Origin of the sequence: Corynebacterium sp. ACRPF (assembly GCF_022347395.1) — a bacterium.
In the GTDB taxonomy this organism is placed as follows: domain Bacteria; phylum Actinomycetota; class Actinomycetes; order Mycobacteriales; family Mycobacteriaceae; genus Corynebacterium; species Corynebacterium tuberculostearicum_D.
On sequence record NZ_JAKRNB010000011.1, the window covers coordinates 75,011 to 100,384 of the forward strand.

Here is a 25,374-nt window from a genome sequence, read left to right on the forward strand (position 1 = left end):
ACTAATCCAACTGGTCCACAGCGAGGTCCCAATACCCGCTGGGTAGTTTGCCTCTAAAAGGCAGCGGAACTTAGACCCCAACCCCGCACCCTACGTGACGGCGGTAACTATAGTTCGTAGATATGACCGCACCACGAACTAAGACGCAGCACGAGTTGCTCCAAGAACGCGCAGCGGCGGTGGACCTGCGCGCCTATCACCTCCACCTCGATCTCTCGGAGGTACTCGATAGCCCCACCTACCGCGTGACTACCCGCCTCGAACTCAGCAGCAGCGAGCCTGAGCTTTTTCTGGATTACCTGGGCGAATCCGTCGCGGAGGTCAAGGTCAATGGCACCCCGCAGGAGGTGGACTTTGATGGCAGCATCATCCGGCTGCACGGCCTGCCGGTAGGGGAGGAGCTCGCCATCGAGGTCACCGGCTACTCGCGCTATTCGCGCACCGGCCAGGGTCTGCATCGGATGCACGATCAGGCCGATGACGCGACCTACCTGTATTCACACCTCGAGCCTTCCGATGCTCGCCGCATCTTCCCCTGCCTGGAGCAGCCGGATCTCAAGGCCGTCTTCCACGTGCGCATGACCGCACCGAAAAGGTGGCAGATCCTTTCCAACCAACCGGAAGTCGAACGCAGCGAGGAGGGCGATCTCGCCACCGTTACTTTTGCGCCAACCCCGCCGCTGTCGACGTACCTGACTTCTTTCGCCGCCGGCCCCTACCGGTACCAAGAGCGCACGTGGACCGCCCCGGATGGCAGCCACTCGGCACAGCTGCGCGCCTTTGCGCGCGCATCCATGTTTGAGCACCTGGACGAGGAAATCCTGGAGCTTACTGCCCAAGGCATGGACTTTTTCCACCAGAACTTTGGCTATCCCTATCCGTGGGGCAAGTACGATTCCATCTTTGTACCCGAATACAACCTGGGTGCCATGGAAAACCCCGGCCTAGTGACATTTACGGAGAACTACATTTTCCGCTCCCGCGCCACCCGCGCGCAGCATGCCGGCCGTGCAAATACCATCCTGCACGAGATGTCCCATATGTGGTTCGGTGATCTGGTCACTCCGCAGTGGTGGGATGACCTGTGGCTCAAGGAGTCCTTCGCGGAATTTATGGGCGCGGATTCTTCCGTCCACGGCACCGACTACACCGAGGCCTGGGCCAATTTTGCCGGCGCCCGCAAGAATTGGGCCTACCTGCAGGATCAGCTGCCCACCACGCACCCCATCAAGGCGGAAATCCCGGACGTGGATGCCGCACGTCAGAACTTCGATGGCATTACCTATGCCAAGGGAGCGGCGGTGCTCAAGCAGCTGGTGCACTACGTCGGCCGCGATAATTTCTACGCCGGTGCGCGCGACTACTTCCAGGAGCACGCCTTTGCCGCCGCCACCTTTGATGACCTCCTGCGGGCACTCAAGAAGCACACGGACCGCGATCTTGATGCCTGGTCGCAGGCCTGGCTGCGAACCTGGGGCCCGGATACCCTCACCCCGGAGTTGCACACCGAAGGCGAGAAAATTGCGGAGCTGGCCGTCAGTGCAGACGCCGAGGACGTCACTCGGCCGCACCGCCTGAGCGCTTCGCTCTTTGATGCGTCCCTGCACAAGTACCGCGAGATCGACATCGATCTCCCCGCCGGCGATGGCACCACCCGCACCATCATCGATGAAGCGGCAGGCCTTCCGGCCCCGGCATTGCTGCTGCTTAACGACGCCGACCATACCTACGCCAAGATTCGCTTCGACGAGACCTCCCTAGACACAGCGGGCGAGCGCCTGACCGAGATCGAGGATGAATTGACCCGCGCGGTAATCTGGACCGCCCTGTGGAACCTCACCCGCGATGGGGAAATGTCGGCGATTGACTATGTGGGGGTCGTCGTCAAGCACGAAGCCTACGAGACCAACACGACGCTGCTGGCTACTGCCTGCGCCAATGCCAATTTCGCCATTGCACACTATGTGGCAGACGCCGACCGCGAGCAGGTCCGCACCGACTATGCCGAGGCGATCTGGGGCCACCTGGCCGAGGCCGAACCAGCCTCGGACGCCCAGCTTGTGCTCGCTCGCGCCGCCATCCGCGCACTCGCCACAACGCCGGAGGAATCCGGCACCGAACGCCTTAAGGCCCTGCTCTCCGGTGACATTGTCGGCCTTCGCTTGGACCCCGAAATCCGCTGGTCGATCCTGCGCGCCCTCGCTGCCCGCAATGGCGTAACTCTGGCCGAGCTCGAAGAGGAAAAGCAGCGCGATAATACGCTGACCGGCGCTACCGAATTCCTCGGCGCCAGCCACGCGTTCCCCACGCCGGAGACCAAGCGCTCCGCGTTCGATAAGGCGCTCACGCCCGGCGCATATTCCAATGCCGAGGTCGACGCACTGGTCGCCGGATTCAATGCCCCGCGCTCAGCTAGCTTGCAGGAGGCCTTTGCGGAGGAGTTCTTCTCCCGCGTGGAAGATATCTGGGCCGCGCACCCGATTGAGATTGCTAACCGCCTCATCCGTGGCTTCTACCCAGAGTTGCCGATGGCCGATGCCGCCACCACGCGCCTGCTGCATCGGGATCTGCCAGGAGCGCTGCGCCGCATCCTGCTGGAATGCCGCGATAACCTGCGGCGCACCCTGCGCGTGCGGGCTGGTCAATAGACTGTACCGCCTAGCGCTCGCGCCCTAATTCCCCTCGGGTCACACTGTGTATAACAGTTGTTGATCCGGGGGGAATCTACATATGACGCTGAGCCATGACCGCAGTGACGAAGAACTAGTTGATGCTTTTATTGAGGGGGATAATAAGGCCTTTTCCACCATCGTGGAACGCCACCGCACGCGGCTGACCACGGTGGCGCGGCGCTACACCAGAAACGATCATGATGCCCAAGATGTGGTCCAGGAGGCCTTCCTGCGCGCCAGCTGCAACCTGCACTCCTATCGCCGCGAGTCTGCGCTTTCGACCTGGCTGCACCGGCTGGTGAAAAATTCTGGCTATGACTACTTGAACCACCGCTCTAACAGGGAAAATGCTTCTTTAGATGCGGAGGACTTCGACGACGATCGCAACCCGCTGCTCGCGCATAACCCTTCCGAAAACCTAGCGGAGCAGCTAGTGGTGCGAGAAGCCATGCAGCTGCTGCGCGAGGATCAGCGCGAGGCGCTGGTGCTTACCGACGTCGCCGGGTTCCGTGTCGGCGAAGTTGCCACCGCCCAAGGGGTAAAGCCCGGCACCATTAAATCCCGCCGCGCCCGAGCGAGGGAAGTCCTACGCGCCGCCATGGGGTGAGTTTGCTAATACCGACGTTTGTCAGCGTGGCGGGTAGACTCAGGGCGTTACGCGAAACCACACTCTGATTTTAGGGAGTTAGCAATGACCGTCCACGATGTTGCCATCGTAGGTTCCGGCCCTGCCGGTTACACCGCCGCGCTGTACGCGGCACGCGCCGAGCTCAACCCGATTGTCTTCGAGGGCTTCGAGTACGGCGGCGAGCTTATGAATACCACCGAGGTAGAAAACTACCCCGGCTTCCAAAAGGGCATCATGGGCCCAGAGCTCATGGAAGAAATGCGCGCCCAGGCTATCCGCTTCGGTGCGGATCTCCGCATGGAGGTAGTTGACTCCGTAGAGCTGGAAGGCGATATTAAAAAGCTGCACGTGGGTGACGAGCTCTTTGAAGCCCGCACCGTTATCCTCGCCACCGGTGCCGCCCCGCGCCACCTCGGCGTTCCCGGTGAGGAAGAACTCTCCGGCCGCGGTGTATCCACCTGCGCTACGTGCGATGGCTTCTTCTTCAAGGACCACAATATTGCCGTTATCGGCGGCGGCGACTCTGCCATGGAGGAGGCTACCTTCCTCACCAAGTTCGCGGACTCTGTCACCATTGTGAACCGCTCCGAGAACTTCCGCGCCTCCAAGATCATGCTGGAGCGCGCCCAGGCCAACGAAAAGATCAAGTGGGAGACCAATAAGGTCGTCGAAGAAGTTATTGAAGCCGATGGCAAGGTCGGCGGACTCAAACTCAAGGACGTCACCAACGGCGAGACTTCCACCTTGGACGTCACTGCCATGTTCGTAGCAATTGGCCATGATCCGCGCTCTTCCTTCCTCAATGATCAGGTCAAACTCAATGACAACGGCTATGTTGTAGTTGAACAACCCACCACCAAGACCTCCCTGCCAGGCGTTTTCGCCTGCGGTGACTTGGTGGATGACCACTACCAGCAGGCAATTACCGCGGCCGGCTCCGGTTGCCGTGCGGCAATTGATGCGGAACATTTCCTCGCAGAAAACCGTTAATTCAGTATGAGCAATGTCAAGAAAGTAACCACCGATACGTTCCGTAAGGACGTCATCGAGTCCGATAAGCCCGTCGTCGTCGACTTCTGGGCCGAATGGTGCGGCCCGTGCAAGAAGCTTTCCCCCATCCTGGAAGAGGTAGCGGAGGAGTTGGACGGCCAAGTCACCGTCGCCAAGGTTAACGTCGATGAAGAGCGCAATCTGGGCGCCATGTTCCAGATCATGTCCATCCCAAATGTGCTGATTTTCAACCACGGCGAGAAGGTAGATGAATTTGTTGGTCTGCGTTCTAAAGATGACATCGTGGCGCAAGTGAAAAAGCAGCTTTAACTGTTAATCTAATTTCTATTAGATTAAGCGTGTAGAAATTCTGGAATGCGGCCCAAACTAAAGCGGGCTGCGAAAGGGGTAAAAGGCGTGAATCGCGTTCTTCGAGTCGGCGATACAAGCGTGCGTGTAGCTGAGGCTCGCGCCACCTTGGCCCGTCTCGGCCTCTTGTCAGATTTCAAGGGGGAGCTTTCTGCATGGAAGAAGCAGAAGTACTCCGAGAGCGACAAGAGCTTTGATGCCAATTTGTCTGAGGTCCTCAAGGCCTTTCAGCAATCGCGCGGCATCGTGCCCACGGGTGAGATCGATGACCTCACCCTGCGCGAACTGCGCCAAGCCTCGTACACGCTCGGCAGCCGCGTGCTCAGCTACGAGCCCGCAAATACACTGGTGGGTGACGATATCTCCCAGCTGCAGCAGCAACTGCAGGAACTTGGTTTCTACCAGCAGCGTGTAGATGGCCACTTCGGCCCTAAAACCCACGCCTCGCTGAAGGAATACCAACACAACTGCGGCCTGCAAGAAGACGGTGTGTGCGGCCCCGCCACCATCCGCGCCCTTGGACTGCTCGGCCGTCGTATTACCGGTGGTTCCGCGCACAATATCCAAGAGCGTGAGCGCGTTCGCAACGCCGGCCCAAAGCTCGCGGGCAAGCGCGTCGTCATCGATCCCGCCCTAAGCGGCGGCGACGCCGGCCAGCTGGTCAAGGGTCGCTTCGGTGATATTTCCGAGCAGGAAATCCTGTGGGATCTCACCCAACGCATCGAGGGGCGCATGATTGCCGCAGGAATGGAAACCATCATCTCCCGTCCTCGAACCTCCGATGCGGACGTCAAGTCCCGCGCCGAGCTGGCCAATGCCTTCGATGCGGACATGGTCATTTCCCTAGCCTGCGATTCTTACCCCAATGAGAAGGCCAATGGTGTTGCTACCTTCTACTTTGGTTCTGAGTTGGGCAATTCCTCGCTCATTGGTGAGACCCTTTCCGGGTTCATCCAGCGCGAAATCGTCGCCCGCACCGAGCTGCTAGACTGCGGCAACCACGGCCGCACCTGGGATCTGCTGCGCCTGACCCAGATGCCGGTCATCCAGATCGTGCTAGGATATCTGACCAACCCAGAAGACGTAAAGATTCTCACCAATCCGTCCCGCCGCGATGACATTGCCGAAGCCATCGTCATTGCAGTAAAGCGCATGTACCTCATGGAGCAGGACACCGCCGTGACAGGCGCATATAAGTTCTCCGAGCTTCTGCAAGCCGAGCAGGCCTAGACCTAGTCACCTAAGCCAAAGCGCGAGCAAGCAAATCTTCAACAGCCGCCGCACTGAGCACATCGTGCTCCGGTGGAAGCTCCAAGCGCAGGCGGGGGAGTACTGGGTGATCGGCGGCCACCTCGAAGCCCGCTGAGCGCAGGGTGTCATAAGCCATTAGCCCGATATAGGCTGGCTTATGGCCCAAAAATTCTGCCGCAGTGACGGGGTCACCGTAATAGCCAAAAGCCTCTACTGCGCAGCTGCCGCGGTTAGTTAGGTGCATAATGGCGGCGTAGACAAGCACTGCCTCAATGCCACGCCCCGCTAGATGCGCCTTGACGAAGAGCGAGGTAATAACCTCCGCATCCTCAGAAATGGGTGCTGTGGGAAGTTTGGCGGTGCCGGCGGCATCCTCGCGGGAGCAAAACAAAATGGTGGCGTCCTCGCCCACGGTAAAGCCGCACTGCCCAAAAGACAGCAGGGTGGTAGCCAGCCATGCTTCCTTTTCAAAAACGGGATCGCTGACCGCAGCCTCAAGCTCCCAAAAGGTACTACGCGCAGCCTGGCGGTGGATGCGCGTGCCTTCGATCACCGGCTCGAGGATCATCGCCTCGGACTACTGCTGGCCCTCAATAAGCGACATGATGCGCTCGAAATCTTCTTGGTCACCAAATTCCACGACCATCTTGCCCTTGCGCTTGCCCATGGTCACGGTGACCTTGGTATCGAAGCGGTCGGACAGGCGCTCAGCGGAATCGGTAAAGTACTGCGGCTGCGGTGCCGGCTGCTTCTTCTTGGCTTCGGCCGGCTTACCATCGCGCTTGTAGAGGGTCACGGCCTCCTCAGTAGCGCGCACGGAAAGGCCCTCCGCGATAATGCGGTTGGCAATGTACTCCATGGCCTCGGTGTCCTCCAAGGACAAAAGCGCGCGGGCATGGCCGGCAGATAAGGTCCCGGCGGCAACGCGCTTTTGTACCTCTACCGGCAGCTTGAGCAGGCGCAGCATATTGGTCACCTGTGGGCGCGAACGGCCAATGCGATCCGCCAGCTCGTTCTGGGTAACGCCGAACTCTTCCAGCAGCTGTTGGTAGGCGTGCGCCTCTTCCAAGGGGTTGAGCTGTACGCGGTGGATGTTCTCCAGCAAAGCATCGCGCAGCAGGTTGTCATCCTTGGTATCGCGCACGATGGCCGGAATCGTGGCTAGGCCCGCCTTGGAGGAAGCGCGCCAACGGCGCTCACCCATAATGAGCTCAAAGCCGCCTTCCTCGGAAGGACGGACGACAACGGGCTGCAACAGACCAAACTCGCGGATCGAGTGGACGAGCTCGCCGAGTTCATCCTCGTCGAAGACGGTGCGCGGCTGCTTCGGGTTGGGGATGATATCCCCAATGGAAATCTCACGGTAGGTCGCACCGATAGGAGCCGGGGTGGCTTGGCGCTTCTTGGAGGACTTAGAGCCAGAACCCTGCTGAATGGTGGGGGCTCCCTTTACGCGCTTGCCTTCACCACCCTTCCGGCCCGGCTGCGGGGTGGAATTGCCCAAAATAATATCCGCGGCGGAATCACCCAGGCGCGGCTTGCGGGTAGGGGCATCAGGACCGGACGGGATGAGTGCGGCTAGGCCCTTGCCAAGGCCGCCTTGCTTCTGTTCTGCCATGAGTTCCTATCCTTCCAATTCCGCGTAAATCTCTGGGCTCACGCCAATCGCCCCGGTGGTCGGGTGCGGGCGGTAATCGCCACGCCGGTCAAGCTCGCGCGCGGCCGCAAGGTAGGCGCGGGCACCGGTGGACGAGGGAGCATAATCAATAACCGTAGTACCGTACCCCGGTGCCTCGGAAACGCGCACGGAGCGCGGGATAACATTGGCCAGCACCACGGCTCCGAACTGTTCGCGGACGTTATCTGCCACGTCCTCGGCCAAGCGCGTGCGGGCGTCATACATGGTCAGCAGCACGGCGGAAATATGCAGATCCTCGTTGAGGTGCTCGCGAATCATGGAGATATTGCCCAGCAGCTGGCCCACGCCCTCCAGAGCGTAATACTCGCATTGAATCGGGATGATGACCTCTTCAGCGCACGTCATGGCGTTGATGGTGAGCAAACCCAGCGATGGCGGGCAATCAATGAAGACATATTCAAAGCCATGCTCTTCAAGGAAGCCATTATGCAGGGCGTCGTACAGCCGAAATTCGCGACGCACCAAGGAGACCATTTCAATCTCTGCGCCAGCCAGATCAATGGTGGCGGGGATGCAAAAAAGGTTCTCGTTGTGCGAGGAGGGCTGCATGGCCTTCTCGGCGGTGCAGTCCCCAAGGAGCACCTCATAGCTGGAATCGGTGCCGGAATTATGTTCCGCGCCCATGGCCGTGGAGGCGTTTCCCTGCGGGTCAAGATCGATCACCAGCACTTTTTTGCCCTCTGTGGCTAGTGCTGCGGCCAAGTTGGCGGCGGAGGTGGTTTTGCCTACGCCGCCTTTCTGGTTAGCAATGGTGATAAGGCGCGGATTAGTCATGCCGTCTACTTTAGTTCACGCGCGGGACACGAATGATCGTGGTTCCCTCGATGGTGCTGACCTCGGCCTTTCCACCGCCGGCCTTCTTAATGTCATCGGCATCGCGTTCCAGTTCCTCGTGTACCGAAGAGCCCTTCAGCGCAATCATCTCACCGCCCTTGCGTACGAGCGGCAGTGACCATTTCGCCAGCTTGCCCAGCGGTGCGACGGCGCGGGAGGTGACCACGTCTGCGCCCGCCACGGCCTTTTTAATCGGGCCTTCCTCAGCACGGCCGCGCAAGACCGTCACGTTGTCTAGGCCCAGCTCTTCTACGACCTCGTTGAGGTAGTTATAGCGCTTGAGCAGCGGCTCGATCAGGGTGATCTGCAGGTCCGGGCGCGCAATGGCCAACGGAATACCGGGCAATCCGGCCCCCGAGCCGACATCGATAACCATGGCACCCTCCGGGATTGCCTGCTTGACGACGGCGCAGTTAATAATGTGCCTGTCCCACAGGCGTGGCACCTCGCGGGGGCCTATAAAACCACGAGTGGACCCGTCTGTAGCGAGCGAATCATGGTAAGCCTGCGCGAGGGGCAAGCGGGAGCCGAATACTACTGACGGGTCCATCTCGGACACGATGGGGTTCTCCTCCGTGTTTATTTGTTTTTGCGCTGTTTCTTGGTGCGGTTGTCCTTCTTGCGGGCACCCGGCTTAGGCGCGGAAGTGCGCTTGGCCTCTACCTTAGCGGCTTCCTCTTCTTCTTCCTCGCGGTCCATCTTGGCATAGACGATGCGGGTTTGGAAGAAGGTCCAGACCGTATTGGCCATCATGTAGAACAGCAAGCCAATCGGCCAGATGAAGCCGGAGAAAACCAGCATGGCTGGCATGACCCACAGCATCATCTTGGACATCATGGCCATTTGCTGCTGCATCATTTCCGCATTCTGCCCCTGCGGTGCTTGGGTCTTGCCAGCGGCGCGGCGCTTTTCCTGGCGGTTCAGGCTCATGCGGGCGTTGAAGTGCGTCATAACCGCAATCACGGCGATCATCGGAACGATGATAACGGCGGCCTGGCTGGTAGTAACGCCCTCCACAATCGGCGAGTTCAAGCGCAGATTGGTCACCAGCGGGACATCGAAAATCTTGGCATCCAAGAACTGCTGGACTAGCTCCGGCTTAAAGATGTAGTTCGCGGTATTGGCGTTATCCTCAACGGACATTGGATCGCCACTGGGGTGGCCAATGCCACCGGCTACCGCGACGGTGCGGTCGAAGGAGCGCAGCACGTGGAACAAACCAACGAACATTGGAATCTGCACGAAGACTGGCAGGCAGCCGGCCATCGGACGAACGCCGGACTCCTTGTAGACCTTCTGCATTTCCTGCGCGGCCTTGGTTTGATCATTGCCGTACTTCGCGCGGATTTCCTGCACTTTAGGCTGGATTTCCTGCATCTTGCGCGAGGAACGAATCTGGCTAATGGTCGGCTTGACCATGAGTGCCTTAAGCGTCCAGGTCAGCAGCACAATGGCCAGAATCCAGGTAATGCCCCAGGCAGGGTCCATTACGAGGGACAGCAGCCAGTGCCAGAACCACAAAACGGCCGAAATTGGCCAGTAAATTAAATCAAGCACGAGTGTTTAATCCTCAGTTGTTGTTGGTACCCGGGACCGGATCGAATCCGCCCGGATGCCAGGGGCCACATTTGCAGACCCTGGCTATTGCCATCGCCGTACCCTTGATTGCGCCGTGTTGAGAAAGCGCCTCTAGGGCATAAGCACTGCATGTCGGCTCGAACCGACAGGTCGATACCATCTTAAGGCCAGAGACATGTTTTTGGTAGAAACGAACCACTTTGACCATTGGTTTGGCCAATCCTCTGGCTGGGGGAATTTCCTCCCCGCGGGAATTTAGATATCCCATTGCTTGCGCAGTGCTTTGGCAAGATCTTTTTCTAATTGCTCACTGCTAGCAGTGGCGCTGGCGGGCAAGGCACGGATGACAACGTCCACGCTGGCGGGCAGCTTGGGAATGAATGTCATGCACACATGGCGAAGCCGCCGGGAGGTGCGGTGGCGAACCACTGCATTCCCGACGGCTTTAGAAACAATCAGCCCGAATCGCGGCCCAGTGGCGGCGATATCGGCTGCCTTGTCCGTACCTGCGTTGTCGCGCGCATGCACGACGACCGTACGAGTGCCCGCCCGGCGACTGCCCTTCATCGTGCGCCGAAATTGCGTCGGCGACGTGAGCTTGTGCTGGGCTGGAAGCATAACTTATGCAGTCAGCTTTGCGCGGCCCTTCTTGCGACGAGCTGCAACAATGGCGCGACCTGCACGGGTGCTCATGCGGGTGCGGAAGCCGTGCTTGCGAGCACGACGACGGTTGTTCGGCTGGAACGTGCGCTTACCCTTTGCCACGTTAATTCTCCTTGAAGTTGTGCGTAGGCACACCACCGCGATGCAGCGGCACGCCCACTGATGAATAGATTCCATGAACCTGACGCATCACAGTCTCTCCGGTGCACGGCTAGCCGACGGGCCCAGCCAGTGCGAGGTGACGCTGTCACTTTCACGCGCAACTCTTCGTTGCAATAGACCATGCCAGATTACGTGATTTCTGCCGCTGGGAACAAATCGACACCCGGGTACACCCGAAATTACATAAATGTTTTTTCCTGCAGCTAGAGGGCCAGATTCTGTGCTCTTGCTGCACCTAATCCACCACACCGCAAGGCCCACCCCGACCTACTCCCGGGTGGTGAATTTTTCTCGCTAGACACACCCGCCGTTTCGGCGGTAGAACAGAAGAATCAAATTCCACAGCCCAACCGGTCATGTGGATAACTCTAAATCAACGCTTGAGACTTTTGTAGTTTCCGCAGCGTAAGGCCATAAACCGGCCAATGAAGAGTTATCCACAGTCATGAACTAAGCTGTGAATAACTATTTCATCCACATCTGTGGATAACTCTGTGGAGTTCGAGGTGACTCGATAAAAACCGATGTGAAAACCACAGTGGAATCCGCGGTGAAAATTGTTATTCAATGTCCACCCGTCCCCGACTAAATTCCACAAAGGTAGCCTGTTGTGACTGACCCACAAGCGAACCTGCATGCCGTTTGGCGCGCGGTCGTTGATGACCTGCTCGCACAATCCGAGCAACCCAATTCCGAGGTCCCTAGTTTTTCGCACTCACAGCGCCTTTACCTCCAACTGGTTCGCCCCATCATGATGGTCGAGGGCTACACCCTCGTCGCCGCCGAGAACCTGGATGCCAAAAATGTGGTCGAAAATGAGTTGGGAGAGCACATCGCCAAGGCCCTAACCCGCCACCTCGGTCGGCCGTGTTCCTTTGCGGTTACCCTTGCCACCCCGCAAGAGCCACAGCCGCCGGCCGCGGACCCTGCACCACAGCCAACTCCCCCTCAACAACAGCAGCCCTCTCAATCGCAACCGCCACAGAACACGGAATCTACCCAGAACTACATTCCGCGCCCGCAGCAAACGGATGCCGCTGCACAGCAGGCCCCTTCCCAGAACAATTGGCAGTCAAGTCACGCCCCTGCAAGCCTGGATGAGCTGGCTCAGCACTATAACCAACAGCAGGCAGAATCTGCGGGAAATTTCTCCGGTTCTGACACCAATTCCGCCCGCATCCCGCGCGAGGCCCCGGCACACGATCCCAACCGTGAGACTTCCCTCAATCCGAAGCACACCTTCGATAGCTTCGTGATCGGTTCTTCGAATCGTTTTGCCAATGGTGCCGCCGTAGCTGTGGCCGAGAACCCCGCACGTGCGTACAACCCACTATTTATCTGGGGTGGCTCTGGTCTGGGCAAAACGCACCTTTTGCATGCCGCCGGCAATTACGCCCAGGTACTGCATCCGGGTCTGCGCGTGAAGTATGTGTCTTCGGAAGAATTCACGAATGACTATATTAATTCCCTGCGCGATGACCGTCAGGAATCATTCAAGCGGCGCTACCGCAATCTCGATATTTTGATGGTCGATGACATCCAGTTCTTGGAAGGCAAAGAATCCACCCAGGAAGAGTTCTTCCATACTTTCAATGCGCTGCACCAAGCCAATAAGCAGATCATTTTGTCTTCGGACCGCCCACCGAAGCAGCTAACCACGCTGGAAGATCGCCTCCGCACCCGCTTTGAAGGCGGTCTTATCACCGATATTCAGCCGCCAGATCTAGAAACGCGTATCGCGATTTTGATGAAGAAGGCGGCCAATGACGGCACCGAGGTGGATCGCTCCGTGCTTGAACTCATTGCCTCGCGTTTTGAGTCATCTATTCGTGAGCTCGAGGGCGCGTTGATCCGCGTTTCGGCCTATTCCTCCTTGGTGAATGAGCCGATCAACGTAGAGATGGCGGAAATCGCACTGCGTGATTTGGCCCCAGATTCCGCTGACCGGCAAATCACCGCTACCTCGATCATGGAGGTCACGGCAGAATTCTTCGATATTGATGTAGAAACTCTGCGCGGTGCTGGCAAGAAGCGTGCGGTGGCGCATGCACGCCAGTTGTCTATGTATCTGTGCCGCGAACTGACCGAACTATCCCTTCCCAAGATCGGTGAACAGTTCGGCGGCAAGGACCACACCACCGTCATTTATGCAGATCGCAAGATCCGCAAAGAGATGACTGAAAAGCGCAATACCTACGACGAGATCCAGGCGCTTACCCAGCGCATCAAGAATCGCGGTCGCGCGTAGTTCTCCCCACCACTGCCGCAGCGCCTTCCTTATATAAAGGAGGGCGCTTTTGTTTTCCCTCTGGCAGTTCGCGGATTCTGATCGCGCTACTTAAAGGTGAAACCAGAACTACAAGATCCGAGCTCCTTAGCCGAGACACCGAAACTAGGAACAGAACCGTCCGTCAGCCGCCCACACACTCGTGTAATTCCACAAAGAACCCGGAAGATCCACTAAAAGTAATCAATTAGCTGGGAAAAGAGTTATCCACAGCGTTATTCACACTTGTGTAATTTCATTTTTGTAATTCGTAGATCTTACTCACAGTTTTAAATTCCACAGGCCCTATGCTGGGAGAACTGCCCTGTGATCAGCGCTGTGTGTAGATCGGTGATCAAATGACAAAACCTGTGGATAAAACGGTGATCCCGTTAGTTGTCCACAATTCGCCCCGATTGATCACAGCAAGATCACAAGAATTGGCACACCCCGGATCTGCGTCTTGAACTTGTCATTTACCTAGTTACCCACAGATCTCACAGCGCTTATTACTACTACTAAATTATTTCTCTGATCTGTATAGAAGAAAGAGGGTGTGTGGAATTCGGCCCGGCCTATCTTCGGCCAGGCGCCGATCGGGCGGGCAAAGATGGAATTACACGTTGTGGCGCACCGCGCCCGATGCGGTAAGTTGGAAGCCAGTCTTTTGTAAGTAACAAATTTCCTACTTGCCTCAGAGGAGCTCTTCGCACCATGGATGAAGCCGTGTCATTTCGCGTTGCCAAAGATGACCTTGCCAACGCCGTAGCGTGGGTTGCTCGCAGCCTGCCGTCCAAGGTCACCCAGCCCGTGCTCCGCGCGATGCTGATCACCGCGGATGACAATGGTCTTGAGTTCACTGGCTTCGATTACGAGGTTTCCACCCGCGTCCGCATCGCCGGCATGGTGGATGAACCCGGACAGATCGCGGTAGCCGGCAAGCTCCTCTCTGACATCGTCGCTTCCCTTCCCAATAAGGAAGTGGAGATCTCCCAGGTAGATTCCAAGGCCCTGGTTACCTGTGGTTCTTCCCGCTTTGAGCTGCCACTGATCCCTCTGGATGATTACCCGCAGCTTCCGGTCCTGCCGGAGGTTACCGGCACCATTCAGCCGCAGTTGTTCGTCGAGGCCATCCACCAGGTCGCTGCCGCGGCCGGCAAGGATGACACCCTGCCCATGCTCACCGGTGTGCACATGGATATCCGTGGCAAGGACATTGAGATGACGGCGACGGACCGCTTCCGCCTGGCCATGCGTACCTTGGAATGGGAGCCGAAATCGCCGGATGTAGAAGCCAAGCTCTTGGTGCCTGCGAAGACCCTGCAGGAAACCGGTCGTTCTTTGGATCCGCACCTGAATATCCCAGTGGAAATCGCTGTGGGCACCGATGACAATATTGGTGCCGATGGCCTCTTTGGCCTGCACGCGGATAATCGCGAGACCACCACGCGCATGCTGGATGCGGACTTCCCTAATGTGCAGCCGCTGCTGCCGAAGAATCACACCAATATTGCCTCCATTGAGGTCGCCCCTCTGCAGGAAGCAATCCGCCGCGTGTCTTTGCTGACGGATCGCAACGCGCAGATTCGGATGGAATTCGCCGATGGCCAGGTAACCCTTTCCGCCGGTGCGGATGCTGGTAATGCGACCGAGACCCTGCCGTGCGCATTCCATGGCCGCGATGAATTCCTCATCGCCTTTAATCCGGGCTACCTCAAGGATGGCTTGGGCGTTATCAATACCGACCGCGTGGTCTTCGGCTTTACCGAGCCTTCCCGCCCAGCCATCATGATCCCAGAACCGGAAGAGCTGCCTGAGGCCGATGAAGATGGCAACTTCCCCACGCCGGAGACCAACTTCACCTACCTGCTCATGCCGGTTCGCCTGCCGGGCTAATGTACGTCAGGGATCTCGATGTTCGGGATTTTCGCTCGTGGCCCGAACTTAATGTGCAGCTAGGGCCGGGGATCACCCTTTTTGTCGGGCGCAACGGCTTTGGCAAGACCAATATCGTCGAGGCCATTGGCTATACCGCCCACCTTTCTTCCCACCGCGTTTCACACGATGCACCGCTGGTGCGCCAGGGCGCAGACAGCGCGCGGGTATCCATTACCGCGGTGAACCAAGGCCGCGAGCTTACTACCCATTTGCTGATTAAGCCCCACGCGGCCAACCAAGCACAGATTAATCGCACCCGCCTGCGCAGCCCCCGTGAGTTGCTGGGCGTGGTAAAAACTGTGCTCTTTTCCCCGGAGGACTTGGCCCTGGTGCGCGGGGAGCCGGCCGGGCGCCGCGCCTACCTCGATAGCATCATTGCCTCGCGGACTCCGCGCCTAGCGGGCGTGAAGGCCGACTACGACAAGGTGCTCAAGCAACGCAATGCCTTGCTGAAATCGGCCTCCGGCAGCCTGCGACGCGGCTATTCCGATAGCGATGGCGCCGCTGCGTTGGCCACCTTGGATACCTGGGATGCGCAGCTTGCCCGGCTCGGTGCCCAGGTGATCGCCGCACGCCTTGCGCTTGTCGACGCCCTCTTGGACCACATCCCCGCCGCCTATTCCGGCCTGGCACCAGAATCGCGGCCGGCGCACGTGGAATATAAGTCCACGATCGATACCTCCGATCGCGACGTACTCGAAGCGGTTATGCTCACTGAGCTGGCCGCCGCCCGGCAGCGCGAGATCGAACGTGGCATTTCCTTGGTGGGCCCGCACCGCGATGATCTGGTGCTCAACCTGGGCGATCAGCCGGCCAAGGGCTTTGCCAGCCACGGCGAGACGTGGTCCTATGCCATCGCGCTGCGCCTGGCGGAATTCAACCTCCTGCGCCAGGAGGGAGGATCCGATCCGGTGCTCATCTTGGACGATGTCTTTGCCGAGCTCGATGCCAAGCGCCGCAAGCAGCTGGTCCACTTGGCCGCCGAGGCCGAACAGGTGCTCATCACCGCGGCCGTAGATGAGGATCTGCCCGGAAACTTGGAACCCATCGTGCGTTACCGCGTGAGCGTAGAAGATACCGAGACCGGCCGCATTTCCAAGCTCAGCGCCGAGGAAGGTGAGGGGAATGAGTGAGGATCAAGGGGGCGTCGGCAAGCAGCGCATCGATCCCGTCACCCAGTACTTCAAGCTTGTTCGGTCCACCTCCAAGAACCCGCCGAAGCTGACCCGCCCGGTGCCGAAGATGCCGGTGCCTTCGCTGGAGAAGGCGCAAAAGCAGGGGTATATGGGCTATCAACGGGGCATACCCACTGGCCCGGATGGCAGGAAGAAGCGGCGCACCCTGGCCGTGCCGAGCCTGGGATCCCAAATTAACCGCGAGGTGGTCAATCGTGGGTGGGAGCATGATCTGGCCAATGGCTGGGTGATGGGCAATTGGGAGCATCTGGTGGGCGAGCGCATTGCCGCGCATACGCAGCCGCAGCGGATTAAGGACAAGATTGTCTATGTATCCTGCGATAACTCCACGTGGGCAACGGAGCTGCGCTACCTGCAGCGGCAAATCCTGCGCAAAATCTCTGACCGCCTAGGCCCCGATGTCATTGTGGAACTGCGGATTCACGGGCCGAAGCAAAGGCGCAACTATGAGGGGCGGCAGTGGGTCAAACCGCAAGGATCACAAGATACCTATGGCTAATAGGCTGAGGTTTACTCAGACCTGCACAACGTAAATAACCTCAGAGCGCCCCAGATTCCTATCTCTCACGGGTGTGGGGTGTCTTTCAGTAGGGGGTATCCGTGTAGAATAGTCAAGGTCTTAGAATTAGCTATAGCCAAAAGGAGAGCACGAATCCGTGGCTGAAGAACACGCATATGATGCCGGGTCAATTACGATCCTGGAGGGTCTCGAGGCCGTCCGTAAGCGCCCCGGCATGTACATTGGTTCGACCGGTTCGCGCGGCCTGCACCACCTCATTTGGGAGATCGTCGATAACTCCGTCGATGAGGCCATGGCCGGCTACGCCGACAAAGTTACCGTCAAGCTGCTGGAAGATGGCGGCGTCGAGGTCATCGATAATGGCCGCGGCATCCCGGTAGAAATGCACGCCTCTGGCGCACCTACCATCCAGGTGGTCATGACCCAGCTGCACGCCGGCGGTAAGTTCGACTCCGACTCCTACGCCGTTTCCGGCGGCCTGCACGGCGTCGGCATTTCCGTGGTGAACGCGCTTTCTACCCGCGTGGAGGCGGAGATCAAGCGCGACGGCAAGCACTGGTACCAAAACTTCCAGAACGCCATCCCGGATGATCTGGTTGAGGGCGGCAATGCCCGCGGCACGGGTACCAAGATCCGCTTCTGGGCGGACCCGGAAGTTTTTGAAACTACCGAGTACGATTACGACACCATTTCGCGCCGCCTGCAGGAAATGGCCTTCCTGAATAAGGGCCTGAGCATTGAGCTCATTGATGAGCGCGTCACCGAAGAACAGATCGAGCTGGAAGAGATCGCCGATGCAGAATCCGGCGAGACCAGCGCGGATGAAACCTCCTTCGATGATGCCCCGGACGCCGGAGATACCTTCAACGAAGAATCCGGCGAGGCGAAGGACGCTGCGGCGGATAAGAAGCGCCGCAAGAAGGTAACCTTCCACTACCCGGATGGCTTGACCGACTACGTCAAGTACCTCAATAAGTCCAAGACCGCGATCCACCCGACCATCGTTTCCTTCGATGCGAAGGGCGAGGATCACGAGGTCGAGGTAGCGCTGCAGTGGAACCAGGGCTATAAGCAGTCCGTTCACACCTTTGCCAATACCATCAACACCCACGAGGGCGGCACGCACGAAGAGGGCTTCCGTGCGGCCCTGACCTCCCTGATGAACCGCTACGCCAAGGAGCATAAGCTCCTCAAGGAAAAGGACGGCAACCTTTCCGGCGATGACTGCCGCGAAGGCTTGGCGGCAGTCATTTCCGTCAAGGTGGGCGATCCGCAGTTCGAGGGCCAGACCAAGACCAAGCTGGGCAATTCCGAGATCAAGGGCTTTGTCCAGCGCGCGGTCAACGAGCACGTCAATGACTGGTTCGATGCCAACCCGGCTGAGGCTAAGGCCATCATCAATAAGGCCGTGTCCTCCGCGCATGCTCGCATGGCTGCCCGCAAGGCTCGCGAGATGGTGCGCCGCAAGTCCGCCACCGACCTCGGTGGCCTGCCAGGCAAGCTCGCGGATTGCCGCTCGAAGGATCCGAAGATTTCCGAGCTCTACATCGTGGAGGGTGACTCCGCAGGTGGCTCTGCTAAGGGCGGCCGCGATTCCATGTTCCAGGCCATCTTGCCGCTGCGCGGCAAGATCTTGAACGTGGAGAAGGCCCGCATGGATAAGGTCCTCAAGAATGCTGAGGTCCAAGCGATTATTACCGCACTGGGTACCGGTATCCACGAGGAATTCGATATCAAGAAGCTGCGCTACGACAAGATCGTGCTCATGGCCGATGCCGACGTCGACGGCCAGCACATTGCTACGCTGCTATTGACCCTGCTTTTCCGCTTCATGCCCCAGTTGGTTGAGGACGGGCACGTGTACCTGGCTAACCCGCCGCTGTACAAGCTCAAGTGGTCCAAGGGTACTCCGGGCTATGCCTTTTCCGACGACGAGCGCGATAAGCTGCTGGCCGAGGGCCTGGAGCAAAACCGCAAGATCAACAAAGATGACGGCATCCAACGCTACAAGGGTCTGGGCGAGATGAACGCCGCTGAGCTGTGGGAGACCACGCTTGACCCGAGCACCCGCATCCTGCGCCGTGTGGACTTGGAAGACGCGCAGCGCGCCGATGAGCTCTTCTCCATCCTCATGGGTGACGATGTCTCGGCCCGCCGCTCCTTTATTACCCGCCGCGCGAAGGACGTCCGCTTCCTGGATATCTAAAGCGCAGCATGAAGCCCACCGTGGAATTACCGCGGTGGGCTTTAATTGTGGCGTCGGAAAGCGCCGGGCCTAGGCCTGGGAGCTGCGCTGATCCGCTATGGCGAATCCTAGGGAAGCGAGGCACATGGCGAGGATGACGCCGAAGCCGGCAATGATGGACAGCGGCCAGTCCGCGCTCGTGCCGTGCAAGGTGGCAAAAACGATGGCCGTAATAACGGCAAGCCCAATGGCCGTACCGATGCGCTGCCCGGTTTGGAGGACGGCGCCGGACGATCCGGCGTAGGCCTGTGGAACATGCGCCAAGGTGAGCGTTTGGTTGGGGGAGATGACCGAGCCTTGCCCGCCGCCAACAAAGGCCAGCGAAAGGACCATCCACCATTCACTAGCGCCCCATTGCTCAGTGGCCCAGATGAGCGCAATGGTGGCAATGAGGCCGGAGATGGTCACGAGCATGCCCAGCACCACGACTTTGCGGCCGTGGACGGATACGGATCGGCCGGCCAGTGTAGCGGAAATGGAGCTCAATAAGGCGGCGGGGATACCTACGGATCCGGCCGCGAGGGCGGAGTGTCCGAGTCCGCTTTGGAAGTAGAGTGCCACGAGCACCCAAATGCTGGTAATGCCCATAAACCACAAGGTGGCGATGATGGTGCCATTGCGAAAGCTTGGGGTGGAAAAGATATTGAGGTCCACCATCGGCGGATGACCAGTGGATTTGTGGTGGCGCTCCCACTGTACCCACGCTACGAGCAGAACGGCCCCTAGCAGTAGAAGCCACCACACGGCCGGTGATCCAGAGGATTCCATGAAGGGGAAGAGGATAGCCCACACGGCGGTACCCAGGATCAGCGCGCCGATGGGATCAAGGGTAGCCAAGGTCTTGAAAACACCCAGCTTATTTCCTGCTTCATCGCGCACCCGGGAAAACAGTGGCCGTGGAAACCAGGTCAGTCCCAAAACGATAGCGACTAGGCCGACGGGGAAATTGACCAGCATGGTCAATCGCCAACCCAGATCCGGTCCGCCGAGGCGAATGAGCAGGCCGCCGAGCACTGGCCCGATGGCTACGGCTATCCCCACCGTGGAGCCAAAATATCCAAAGGCGCGGGCCCGTTCGGCACCGCGGAAGTACTGCTGGATCATGCCCACGCCTTGTGGGTTGAGTAGGCCGGCACCTACGCCTTGGATAAAGCGGGCGGCATTGAGTGATTCAGCGTTTGGAGCGAAGCCGGCGACCGCAGCACTGATGGAATAAATAGCGATGCCCGCTAAAAAGATTCCGCCGCGGCCGACGAGATCTCCGGCGCGACCGGCCGCCACGAGGATAACGCCGAAGGTGAGTGCATAGCCGGAGAGTACCCATTGCACATCCGAATTAGAGGCTCCGAGGCCAGATTGAATAGACGGCAGGGCCACGTTGACGATGGATACGCTCAGCAGCGACATAAAGAGTGCCGTGAGCAAAACGATAAGTACCCGCCAGCGGGCAGGATCCTGGCCGGCGGGGTACTCAGTTTGGTTAGCTTCGGAAGTAGTCACTTCCACACTTATACCTGGCGTTTGGAATGCGATTCAACCGCAAGGAAACTACATATGCTTTTGCAGTACGCGGCCGAAATCTGGGACCGCGGGGGTGAGGAATTTCGAGGCCTTGCCGCGCAGGGAGTTATAAGGCTTGGACAGCGCGGGGGAATTGATTTGCTCTGCGTGCTTATCGGCTACCGACATGATGGAATCGCTCACCTGGGCGCTGCGCGGCTCCACGAAGGAACCGAAATCCTGCTCGGAACTTTCCGAAAATTCTTGCCAGTGCGGATCCAGAGCATCCAGGACATCCGGCAACACGCGGCCTAGGGCCTTGGTAATGATGGCGGAATCGACCTTCTTTGCGGCGGCGACGGCGCCTTTCAGCGCCATACCGGTAATGCCCGATTGCTTGGCGACGACCCCCTCAACCAACTCGCCACAATCGCTTACTACCGCAGTGCGCTGCGGACCCCACATAAGTTCAGAAAGATGTGTCATGCTGCACCACCTTACGCGAGTTAGGCGGGCTGTCCCGGCAAGCCGGGAAGGTTGGCCTGAATCGCGGCGATCTGATCGGCGATCTGGCTCAAGCCGGCATCGCGCGCGGCTTTTTCCAGATCCACGTTAGGGGAGTAAAGAGCCACGGCACCAGCCAGCGCGGTGACGCCAGCAGCCGCTGCGGTGATGATCAAAGTGAGGTCCAGCTGGGAAGAGCCAGTAGAGGAGCCACCAGGCTGGCCTTGTTCAAAGTCTGGATTCATGTTGTCTTTCCAGGAATCAGCATCAGCTGCAGTGGCGGTAGGAGCAGTGACGGCGGTGGCAGCTAGCGCCACGGCGGTCAGGCTCGAGGCGGCGATCTTTTTGAAGTGGGACATGGTGGTAGTTCCTTTCTTGGGTCACTATCCCCAATAACTTAGGCAACTTCTTTAACACTAAGGTAGACGCGCACGCTGAACTTTGCGAACTCTGCGTTATGCCCGCTTAGCGCCGGCACACGAGCTAAGACCTCCGCCATGGAACCGGCGGCATCGCGGTGGCTGTCGTGGATGGCTATTCCTTCTAACTTGGCGGTGCTGGCGGCTGCGGCGGCCGCAAGAGCGGCGAAGTTGGTGATGCGAACGTTAAAGCGTGCGCAAAACTCCTGCGCTAAGAGGCAGAGCTGCTCAGTGCTCATGACTACCTAAGGCCGCGCGGGCCGAGCCCGGCGGATTTCCGTCTCTAGTTCAGCGCGGCCGGGGAGGAGGGCGCGGGCGGTGGATTGCACGTGGGCGTCGGCAAGCGTGCGGGCTGCCGCTGAAACAACGGCGCGCACCACCGCCTCGTGCTTGGAGGTGCCCTGCGCGGAAGCCAACAAGGTAAGGGCGTGATCCTGCTCGTCTGTGAGCCGCAATGTCATTGCCATACTTCAGTGATACCACGGTGATACCACCCGTGCGGCAATTCGAGCCCTGAAAGGCGCTAGAGGGTAGAATTTGGCGTTATGAGTGACAATAACGACGATCTTTTTGATCGCATATTTCCCATTGACATTAATGAGGAGATGGAGTCGAGTTACATCGACTACGCCATGTCCGTCATCGTCGGCCGCGCCCTGCCGGAGGTGCGCGATGGCCTGAAGCCGGTGCACCGCCGCATCCTCTACGCGATGTTCGATTCCGGTTACCGCCCGGAGCGTGGCTACGTGAAGTCCGCCCGCCCGGTTTCGGACACCATGGGTCAGTTCCACCCGCACGGTGACTCCGCCATCTATGACACCTTGGTGCGTCTGGCCCAGTCCTGGAACATGCGCTATCCGCTGGTGGATGGCCAGGGTAACTTCGGTTCCCGCGGTAACGATGGCCCGGCAGCAATGCGTTATACGGAGTGTAAGCTCACCCCGTTGGCCATGGAGATGGTGCGCGATATCCGCGAGAACACCGTGGACTTCTCGCCCAACTACGATGGCAAGACCAGCGAGCCGGACGTCCTGCCGTCCCGCGTTCCGAACCTGCTCATGAACGGTTCTGGCGGTATTGCCGTGGGTATGGCCACCAATATTCCGCCGCATAACCTCAACGAGCTGGCCGAGGCCATCTACTGGATGCTGGATAACCCAGACGCCGATGAAGAGGCTGCGCTGGAAGCCTGCATGGAACGCGTCAAGGGCCCGGATTTCCCCACCGCTGGCCTCATTGTGGGCGATCAGGGCATTAAGGATGCCTACACCACCGGCCGCGGCTCCATCCGCATGCGCGGTGTGACCTCCATCGAGGAGTCTGGCTCCCGTCAGACCATCGTGATTACCGAGCTGCCGTTCCAGGTCAACCCGGATAACCTCATCTCCAATATCGCGGAGTCCGTGGCCAGCGGCAAGATTGCGGGCATTTCCAAGATCGAGGATGAGTCCTCCGACCGCGTGGGCATGCGCATCGTGGTCACCCTGAAGCGCGACGCTGTGGCTCGCGTGGTGCTCAATAACCTCTACAAGCACTCCCAGCTGCAGACCTCCTTCGGTGCCAACATGCTCTCCATTGTTGACGGCGTGCCGCGCACCCTCCGCCTGGATCAGATGCTGCGCTACTACGTGGAGCACCAGATCGAGGTCATCGTTCGCCGTACCCAGTACCGCTTGAACGAGGCCGAGAAGCGCGCCCACATCTTGCGCGGTTTGGTCAAGGCCCTGGACATGCTGGATGAGGTCATCGCCCTTATCCGCCGTTCGCCCACCGTGGACGAGGCGCGCGAAGGCTTGAAGGAGCTTCTCGACGTCGACGATATCCAGGCCGATGCCATCCTGGCCATGCAGCTGCGCAAGCTGGCTGCCTTGGAGCGCCAGAAGATCATCGACGAGTTGGCCGAGATCGAGCGCGAGATTGCTGACCTGAAGGACATCCTCGCCCGCGAGGAGCGTCAGCGCCAGATTGTCCACGATGAGCTGGCAGAGATCGTCGATAAGTATGGCGATGAACGCCGCACCGAGATCATCCCGGCCACCGGCGATGTCACCGATGAGGACCTCATTGCCCGCGAGAACGTCGTGGTCACCATTACCTCCACCGGCTACGCTAAGCGCACCAAGGTGGATTCCTATAAGGCGCAAAAGCGCGGCGGCAAGGGCGTGCGCGGTGCTGAGCTCAAGCAGGACGATATTGTGAAGAACTTCTTCGTCTGCTCCACGCACGATTGGATCTTGTTCTTTACCAACTTCGGCCGCGTCTACCGTCTTAAGGCCTATGAGCTGCCAGAGGGCGGTCGCGCCGCACGCGGCCAGCACGTGGCTAACCTGTTGGAATTCCAGCCGGAAGAAAAGATCGCGCAGGTCATCCAGATTCAGTCCTACGAGGACGCTCCTTACCTGGTCCTCGCCACCCAGCAGGGCCGCGTGAAGAAGTCCCGCCTGACCGATTATGAGTCCGCTCGTTCCGCTGGCCTTATCGCCATCAACCTCAACGAGGGCGATGCGCTCATCGGCGCACAGCTCGTCTCCGAGGGCGATGACATCCTGCTCACCTCTGAGCAGGGCCAGGCTATCCGCTTTACTGCCGACGACGACCAGCTGCGCCCCATGGGCCGCGCTACCGCCGGTGTGAAGGGCATGCGCTTCCGCGGCGATGACCAGCTGCTATCCATGTCCGTGGTTCACGATGGCGAGTTCCTTCTGGTCGCCACCTCTGGCGGCTACGGCAAGCGCACCGCCATTGAGGAATACACCCTGCAGGGCCGCGGTGGCTTGGGCGTTATGACCTTCAAGTACACCCCGAAGCGCGGCAAGCTCATCGGCGCCATCTCCGTCGATGAGGATGACGAGATCTTCGCCATCACCTCCGCCGGCGGCGTCATCCGCACCGAGGTGGACCAGATTCGTCCGTCCTCCCGTGCGACCATGGGCGTGCGCTTGGTGAACCTGGCTGACGACGTCGAACTGCTTGCCATCGACCGCAACGTCGAAGAAGATGGTGAGGAAGACGCTCAGGCTGTAGCCAAGGGCGAAAAGACCGTGGATGAGGTCCAGCAGGAGCACAAGGCTGGCGATGCTTCCAAGGATGAGGAGTAATTAATGGCACGACGAGACGTAACGATTACGCGAATCTCGCCCACCTCCGCTTTCCGCGTTGGTCTGGCCTTGTCACTCGTCGGACTCATTGCCTGGATGCTGGCCGTATGCCTGCTCTACATCGGCCTGAACCAGGTGGGCATCTGGGAATCGCTCAATAGCCTCGTCGGCGGCGTCGGCGGCGGATTCGAGGTCACCTTCGGTGTCATTATCTCCGCCTCCGCGCTCATCGGCGTTATTTTCGCCGTTCTCCTTACGTTGCTGGCACCACTGATGGCGGTTATTTACAACGCCATCGTGGATGTCTTTGGCGGCCTGCGGGTCGACCTAGACAATCGCTAGCGCCTCTCTTGCGTTTGAAGATGCCGGCACCTTCGGGTGCCGGTATTTTTCTTTCTTCCGTGCGAATCGTCCCCTTTTGTTTAGTGGTCTGAAATGCTTCTTGAACAGGCGATTTGTATAAATCCGGGGATAGTATGTAGAGTTAATTCTCGTTCCGCACAAGGGCCTATAGCTCAGTCGGTTAGAGCGCATCGCTGATAACGATGAGGTCGCTGGTTCGATTCCAGCTAGGCCCACCACGGAACAATGGGGCATTAGCTCAATTGGTAGAGCATCTGCTTTGCAAGCAGAAGGTCAGGAGTTCGATTCTCCTATGCTCCACAGCATGAAGTCCGGCTTCCTCTTCGGAGGGGCCGGACTTTTTCATTTCCGCGGTCGTGGCGGATTCTAGGGGTCGTTGCAACGATGATGGTTAGTTTGGTTTGATGCTACCGGTTTGTGTGAGGGCGTTGGTCATGACTTCGGCTGGGGTGCGCCAGTTGAGTGCTTTGCGTGGTTTG

Annotated in this window: 25 protein-coding genes and 2 tRNA genes; 14 read left to right on the forward strand and 13 right to left on the reverse strand. The window is 59.0% G+C overall.

Annotation, left to right across the window (positions count from 1 at the left end; translation table 11 throughout):
- Positions 1-122: 122 nt before the first annotated feature.
- The 5 genes from pepN to MHX61_RS06760 all read left to right on the forward strand — a co-directional run bounded on the left by pepN (position 123) and on the right by MHX61_RS06760 (position 5,889).
- Positions 123-2,648 carry an aminopeptidase N gene (pepN, locus tag MHX61_RS06740; protein WP_239193710.1) on the forward strand — a complete coding sequence of 842 codons (2,526 nt, stop codon included), beginning with the start codon at positions 123-125 and terminating at the stop codon, positions 2,646-2,648.
- A gap of 82 nt (positions 2,649-2,730) precedes the next feature.
- Positions 2,731-3,279 (forward strand): RNA polymerase sigma factor, encoded by a 549-nt coding sequence (locus MHX61_RS06745; RefSeq protein ID WP_005326023.1) that lies wholly within the window; start codon positions 2,731-2,733, stop codon positions 3,277-3,279.
- Positions 3,280-3,363: 84 nt separating this feature from the next.
- Entirely contained in the window at positions 3,364-4,290 is a 927-nt protein-coding gene (gene trxB, locus MHX61_RS06750) for a thioredoxin-disulfide reductase (RefSeq protein WP_239193711.1), read from the forward strand.
- A gap of 6 nt (positions 4,291-4,296) precedes the next feature.
- Positions 4,297-4,620 carry a thioredoxin gene (gene trxA / locus MHX61_RS06755; protein WP_049378064.1) on the forward strand — a complete coding sequence of 108 codons (324 nt, stop codon included), beginning with the start codon at positions 4,297-4,299 and terminating at the stop codon, positions 4,618-4,620.
- Positions 4,621-4,707: 87 nt separating this feature from the next.
- Positions 4,708-5,889: an N-acetylmuramoyl-L-alanine amidase gene (locus MHX61_RS06760; protein ID WP_239193712.1), complete on the forward strand. Its 1,182-nt coding sequence runs from the start codon at positions 4,708-4,710 to the stop codon at positions 5,887-5,889.
- A 10-nt stretch (positions 5,890-5,899) separates the two neighbouring features.
- Here MHX61_RS06760 and MHX61_RS06765 read toward each other — a convergent pair whose 3' ends face one another.
- From MHX61_RS06765 to rpmH, 8 genes are read right to left on the reverse strand one after another with little or no spacing between them, the layout of a single operon-like run.
- On the reverse strand, positions 5,900-6,478 hold the full coding sequence (locus tag MHX61_RS06765; RefSeq protein WP_239193713.1) for a hypothetical protein: 579 nt from the start codon (positions 6,476-6,478) through the stop codon (positions 5,900-5,902).
- 9 nt (positions 6,479-6,487) lie between these two features.
- Complete coding sequence (locus MHX61_RS06770) at positions 6,488-7,528, reverse strand: ParB/RepB/Spo0J family partition protein (RefSeq protein WP_239193714.1); 1,041 nt, start codon at positions 7,526-7,528, stop codon at positions 6,488-6,490.
- Positions 7,529-7,534: 6 nt separating this feature from the next.
- A complete protein-coding gene (locus MHX61_RS06775) occupies positions 7,535-8,383 on the reverse strand; it encodes a ParA family protein (RefSeq protein WP_005326017.1) in 849 nt (282 codons plus the stop codon).
- A 10-nt stretch (positions 8,384-8,393) separates the two neighbouring features.
- Positions 8,394-8,993 (reverse strand): 16S rRNA (guanine(527)-N(7))-methyltransferase RsmG, encoded by a 600-nt coding sequence (gene rsmG / locus MHX61_RS06780; RefSeq protein ID WP_239193735.1) that lies wholly within the window; start codon positions 8,991-8,993, stop codon positions 8,394-8,396.
- A gap of 29 nt (positions 8,994-9,022) precedes the next feature.
- A complete protein-coding gene (yidC, locus tag MHX61_RS06785; protein WP_239193715.1) occupies positions 9,023-10,000 on the reverse strand; it encodes a membrane protein insertase YidC in 978 nt (325 codons plus the stop codon).
- Positions 10,001-10,013: 13 nt separating this feature from the next.
- A complete protein-coding gene (yidD, locus tag MHX61_RS06790) occupies positions 10,014-10,229 on the reverse strand; it encodes a membrane protein insertion efficiency factor YidD (RefSeq protein WP_005326014.1) in 216 nt (71 codons plus the stop codon).
- 47 nt (positions 10,230-10,276) lie between these two features.
- A complete protein-coding gene (gene rnpA, locus MHX61_RS06795; protein ID WP_005326013.1) occupies positions 10,277-10,639 on the reverse strand; it encodes a ribonuclease P protein component in 363 nt (120 codons plus the stop codon).
- A gap of 3 nt (positions 10,640-10,642) precedes the next feature.
- Positions 10,643-10,786, reverse strand: coding sequence for a 50S ribosomal protein L34 (gene rpmH, locus MHX61_RS06800; protein WP_003847033.1), 144 nt, complete (start codon positions 10,784-10,786; stop codon positions 10,643-10,645).
- A gap of 670 nt (positions 10,787-11,456) precedes the next feature.
- On the opposite strand from rpmH, the gene dnaA reads away from it, so the two are divergent.
- From dnaA to gyrB, 5 genes are all read left to right on the forward strand, one after another.
- On the forward strand, positions 11,457-13,094 hold the full coding sequence (gene dnaA / locus MHX61_RS06805) for a chromosomal replication initiator protein DnaA (protein WP_239193716.1): 1,638 nt from the start codon (positions 11,457-11,459) through the stop codon (positions 13,092-13,094).
- Between the two features lie 732 nt (positions 13,095-13,826).
- The gene (gene dnaN, locus MHX61_RS06810; RefSeq protein ID WP_005325994.1) at positions 13,827-15,008 is read left to right on the forward strand and encodes a DNA polymerase III subunit beta; all 1,182 of its coding nucleotides are present in this window, start codon (positions 13,827-13,829) and stop codon (positions 15,006-15,008) included.
- Positions 15,008-16,183, forward strand: coding sequence for a DNA replication/repair protein RecF (gene recF / locus MHX61_RS06815; RefSeq protein WP_239193717.1), 1,176 nt, complete (start codon positions 15,008-15,010; stop codon positions 16,181-16,183). Before dnaN ends, recF begins: the two co-directional genes overlap by 1 nt.
- Positions 16,176-16,745, forward strand: coding sequence for a DciA family protein (locus MHX61_RS06820; RefSeq protein ID WP_005326879.1), 570 nt, complete (start codon positions 16,176-16,178; stop codon positions 16,743-16,745). The genes recF and MHX61_RS06820 overlap by 8 nt, the downstream gene beginning before the upstream one ends.
- A 157-nt stretch (positions 16,746-16,902) precedes the next feature.
- Positions 16,903-18,972: a DNA topoisomerase (ATP-hydrolyzing) subunit B gene (gene gyrB, locus MHX61_RS06825; RefSeq protein ID WP_239193719.1), complete on the forward strand. Its 2,070-nt coding sequence runs from the start codon at positions 16,903-16,905 to the stop codon at positions 18,970-18,972.
- Positions 18,973-19,041: 69 nt separating this feature from the next.
- On the opposite strand, the gene MHX61_RS06830 is transcribed toward gyrB, so the two are convergent.
- The 5 genes from MHX61_RS06830 to MHX61_RS06850 are packed head-to-tail and all read right to left on the reverse strand — an operon-like array spanning position 19,042 to position 21,901.
- Positions 19,042-20,517, reverse strand: coding sequence for an MFS transporter (locus MHX61_RS06830; RefSeq protein WP_239193721.1), 1,476 nt, complete (start codon positions 20,515-20,517; stop codon positions 19,042-19,044).
- Between the two features lie 42 nt (positions 20,518-20,559).
- Positions 20,560-20,997 (reverse strand): hypothetical protein, encoded by a 438-nt coding sequence (locus MHX61_RS06835; protein ID WP_239193723.1) that lies wholly within the window; start codon positions 20,995-20,997, stop codon positions 20,560-20,562.
- A gap of 20 nt (positions 20,998-21,017) precedes the next feature.
- Complete coding sequence (locus MHX61_RS06840; protein ID WP_239193725.1) at positions 21,018-21,374, reverse strand: hypothetical protein; 357 nt, start codon at positions 21,372-21,374, stop codon at positions 21,018-21,020.
- Between the two features lie 38 nt (positions 21,375-21,412).
- Positions 21,413-21,673 (reverse strand): cell filamentation protein Fic, encoded by a 261-nt coding sequence (locus MHX61_RS06845; RefSeq protein WP_204610638.1) that lies wholly within the window; start codon positions 21,671-21,673, stop codon positions 21,413-21,415.
- A gap of 6 nt (positions 21,674-21,679) precedes the next feature.
- Positions 21,680-21,901 (reverse strand): CopG family transcriptional regulator, encoded by a 222-nt coding sequence (locus MHX61_RS06850; protein WP_204610636.1) that lies wholly within the window; start codon positions 21,899-21,901, stop codon positions 21,680-21,682.
- A 78-nt stretch (positions 21,902-21,979) separates the two neighbouring features.
- Between MHX61_RS06850 and gyrA the strand changes: the two genes are divergently transcribed.
- The 4 genes from gyrA (at position 21,980) to MHX61_RS06870 (ending at position 25,195) form a co-directional block, all read left to right on the forward strand.
- A complete protein-coding gene (gene gyrA / locus MHX61_RS06855) occupies positions 21,980-24,532 on the forward strand; it encodes a DNA gyrase subunit A (protein ID WP_239193727.1) in 2,553 nt (850 codons plus the stop codon).
- Between the two features lie 3 nt (positions 24,533-24,535).
- The gene (locus MHX61_RS06860) at positions 24,536-24,874 is read left to right on the forward strand and encodes a DUF3566 domain-containing protein (protein WP_049378050.1); all 339 of its coding nucleotides are present in this window, start codon (positions 24,536-24,538) and stop codon (positions 24,872-24,874) included.
- A 162-nt stretch (positions 24,875-25,036) separates the two neighbouring features.
- Positions 25,037-25,113: transfer RNA gene (locus MHX61_RS06865), tRNA-Ile, on the forward strand.
- A gap of 9 nt (positions 25,114-25,122) precedes the next feature.
- Positions 25,123-25,195: transfer RNA gene (locus MHX61_RS06870), tRNA-Ala, on the forward strand.
- Positions 25,196-25,374 lie beyond the last annotated feature (179 nt).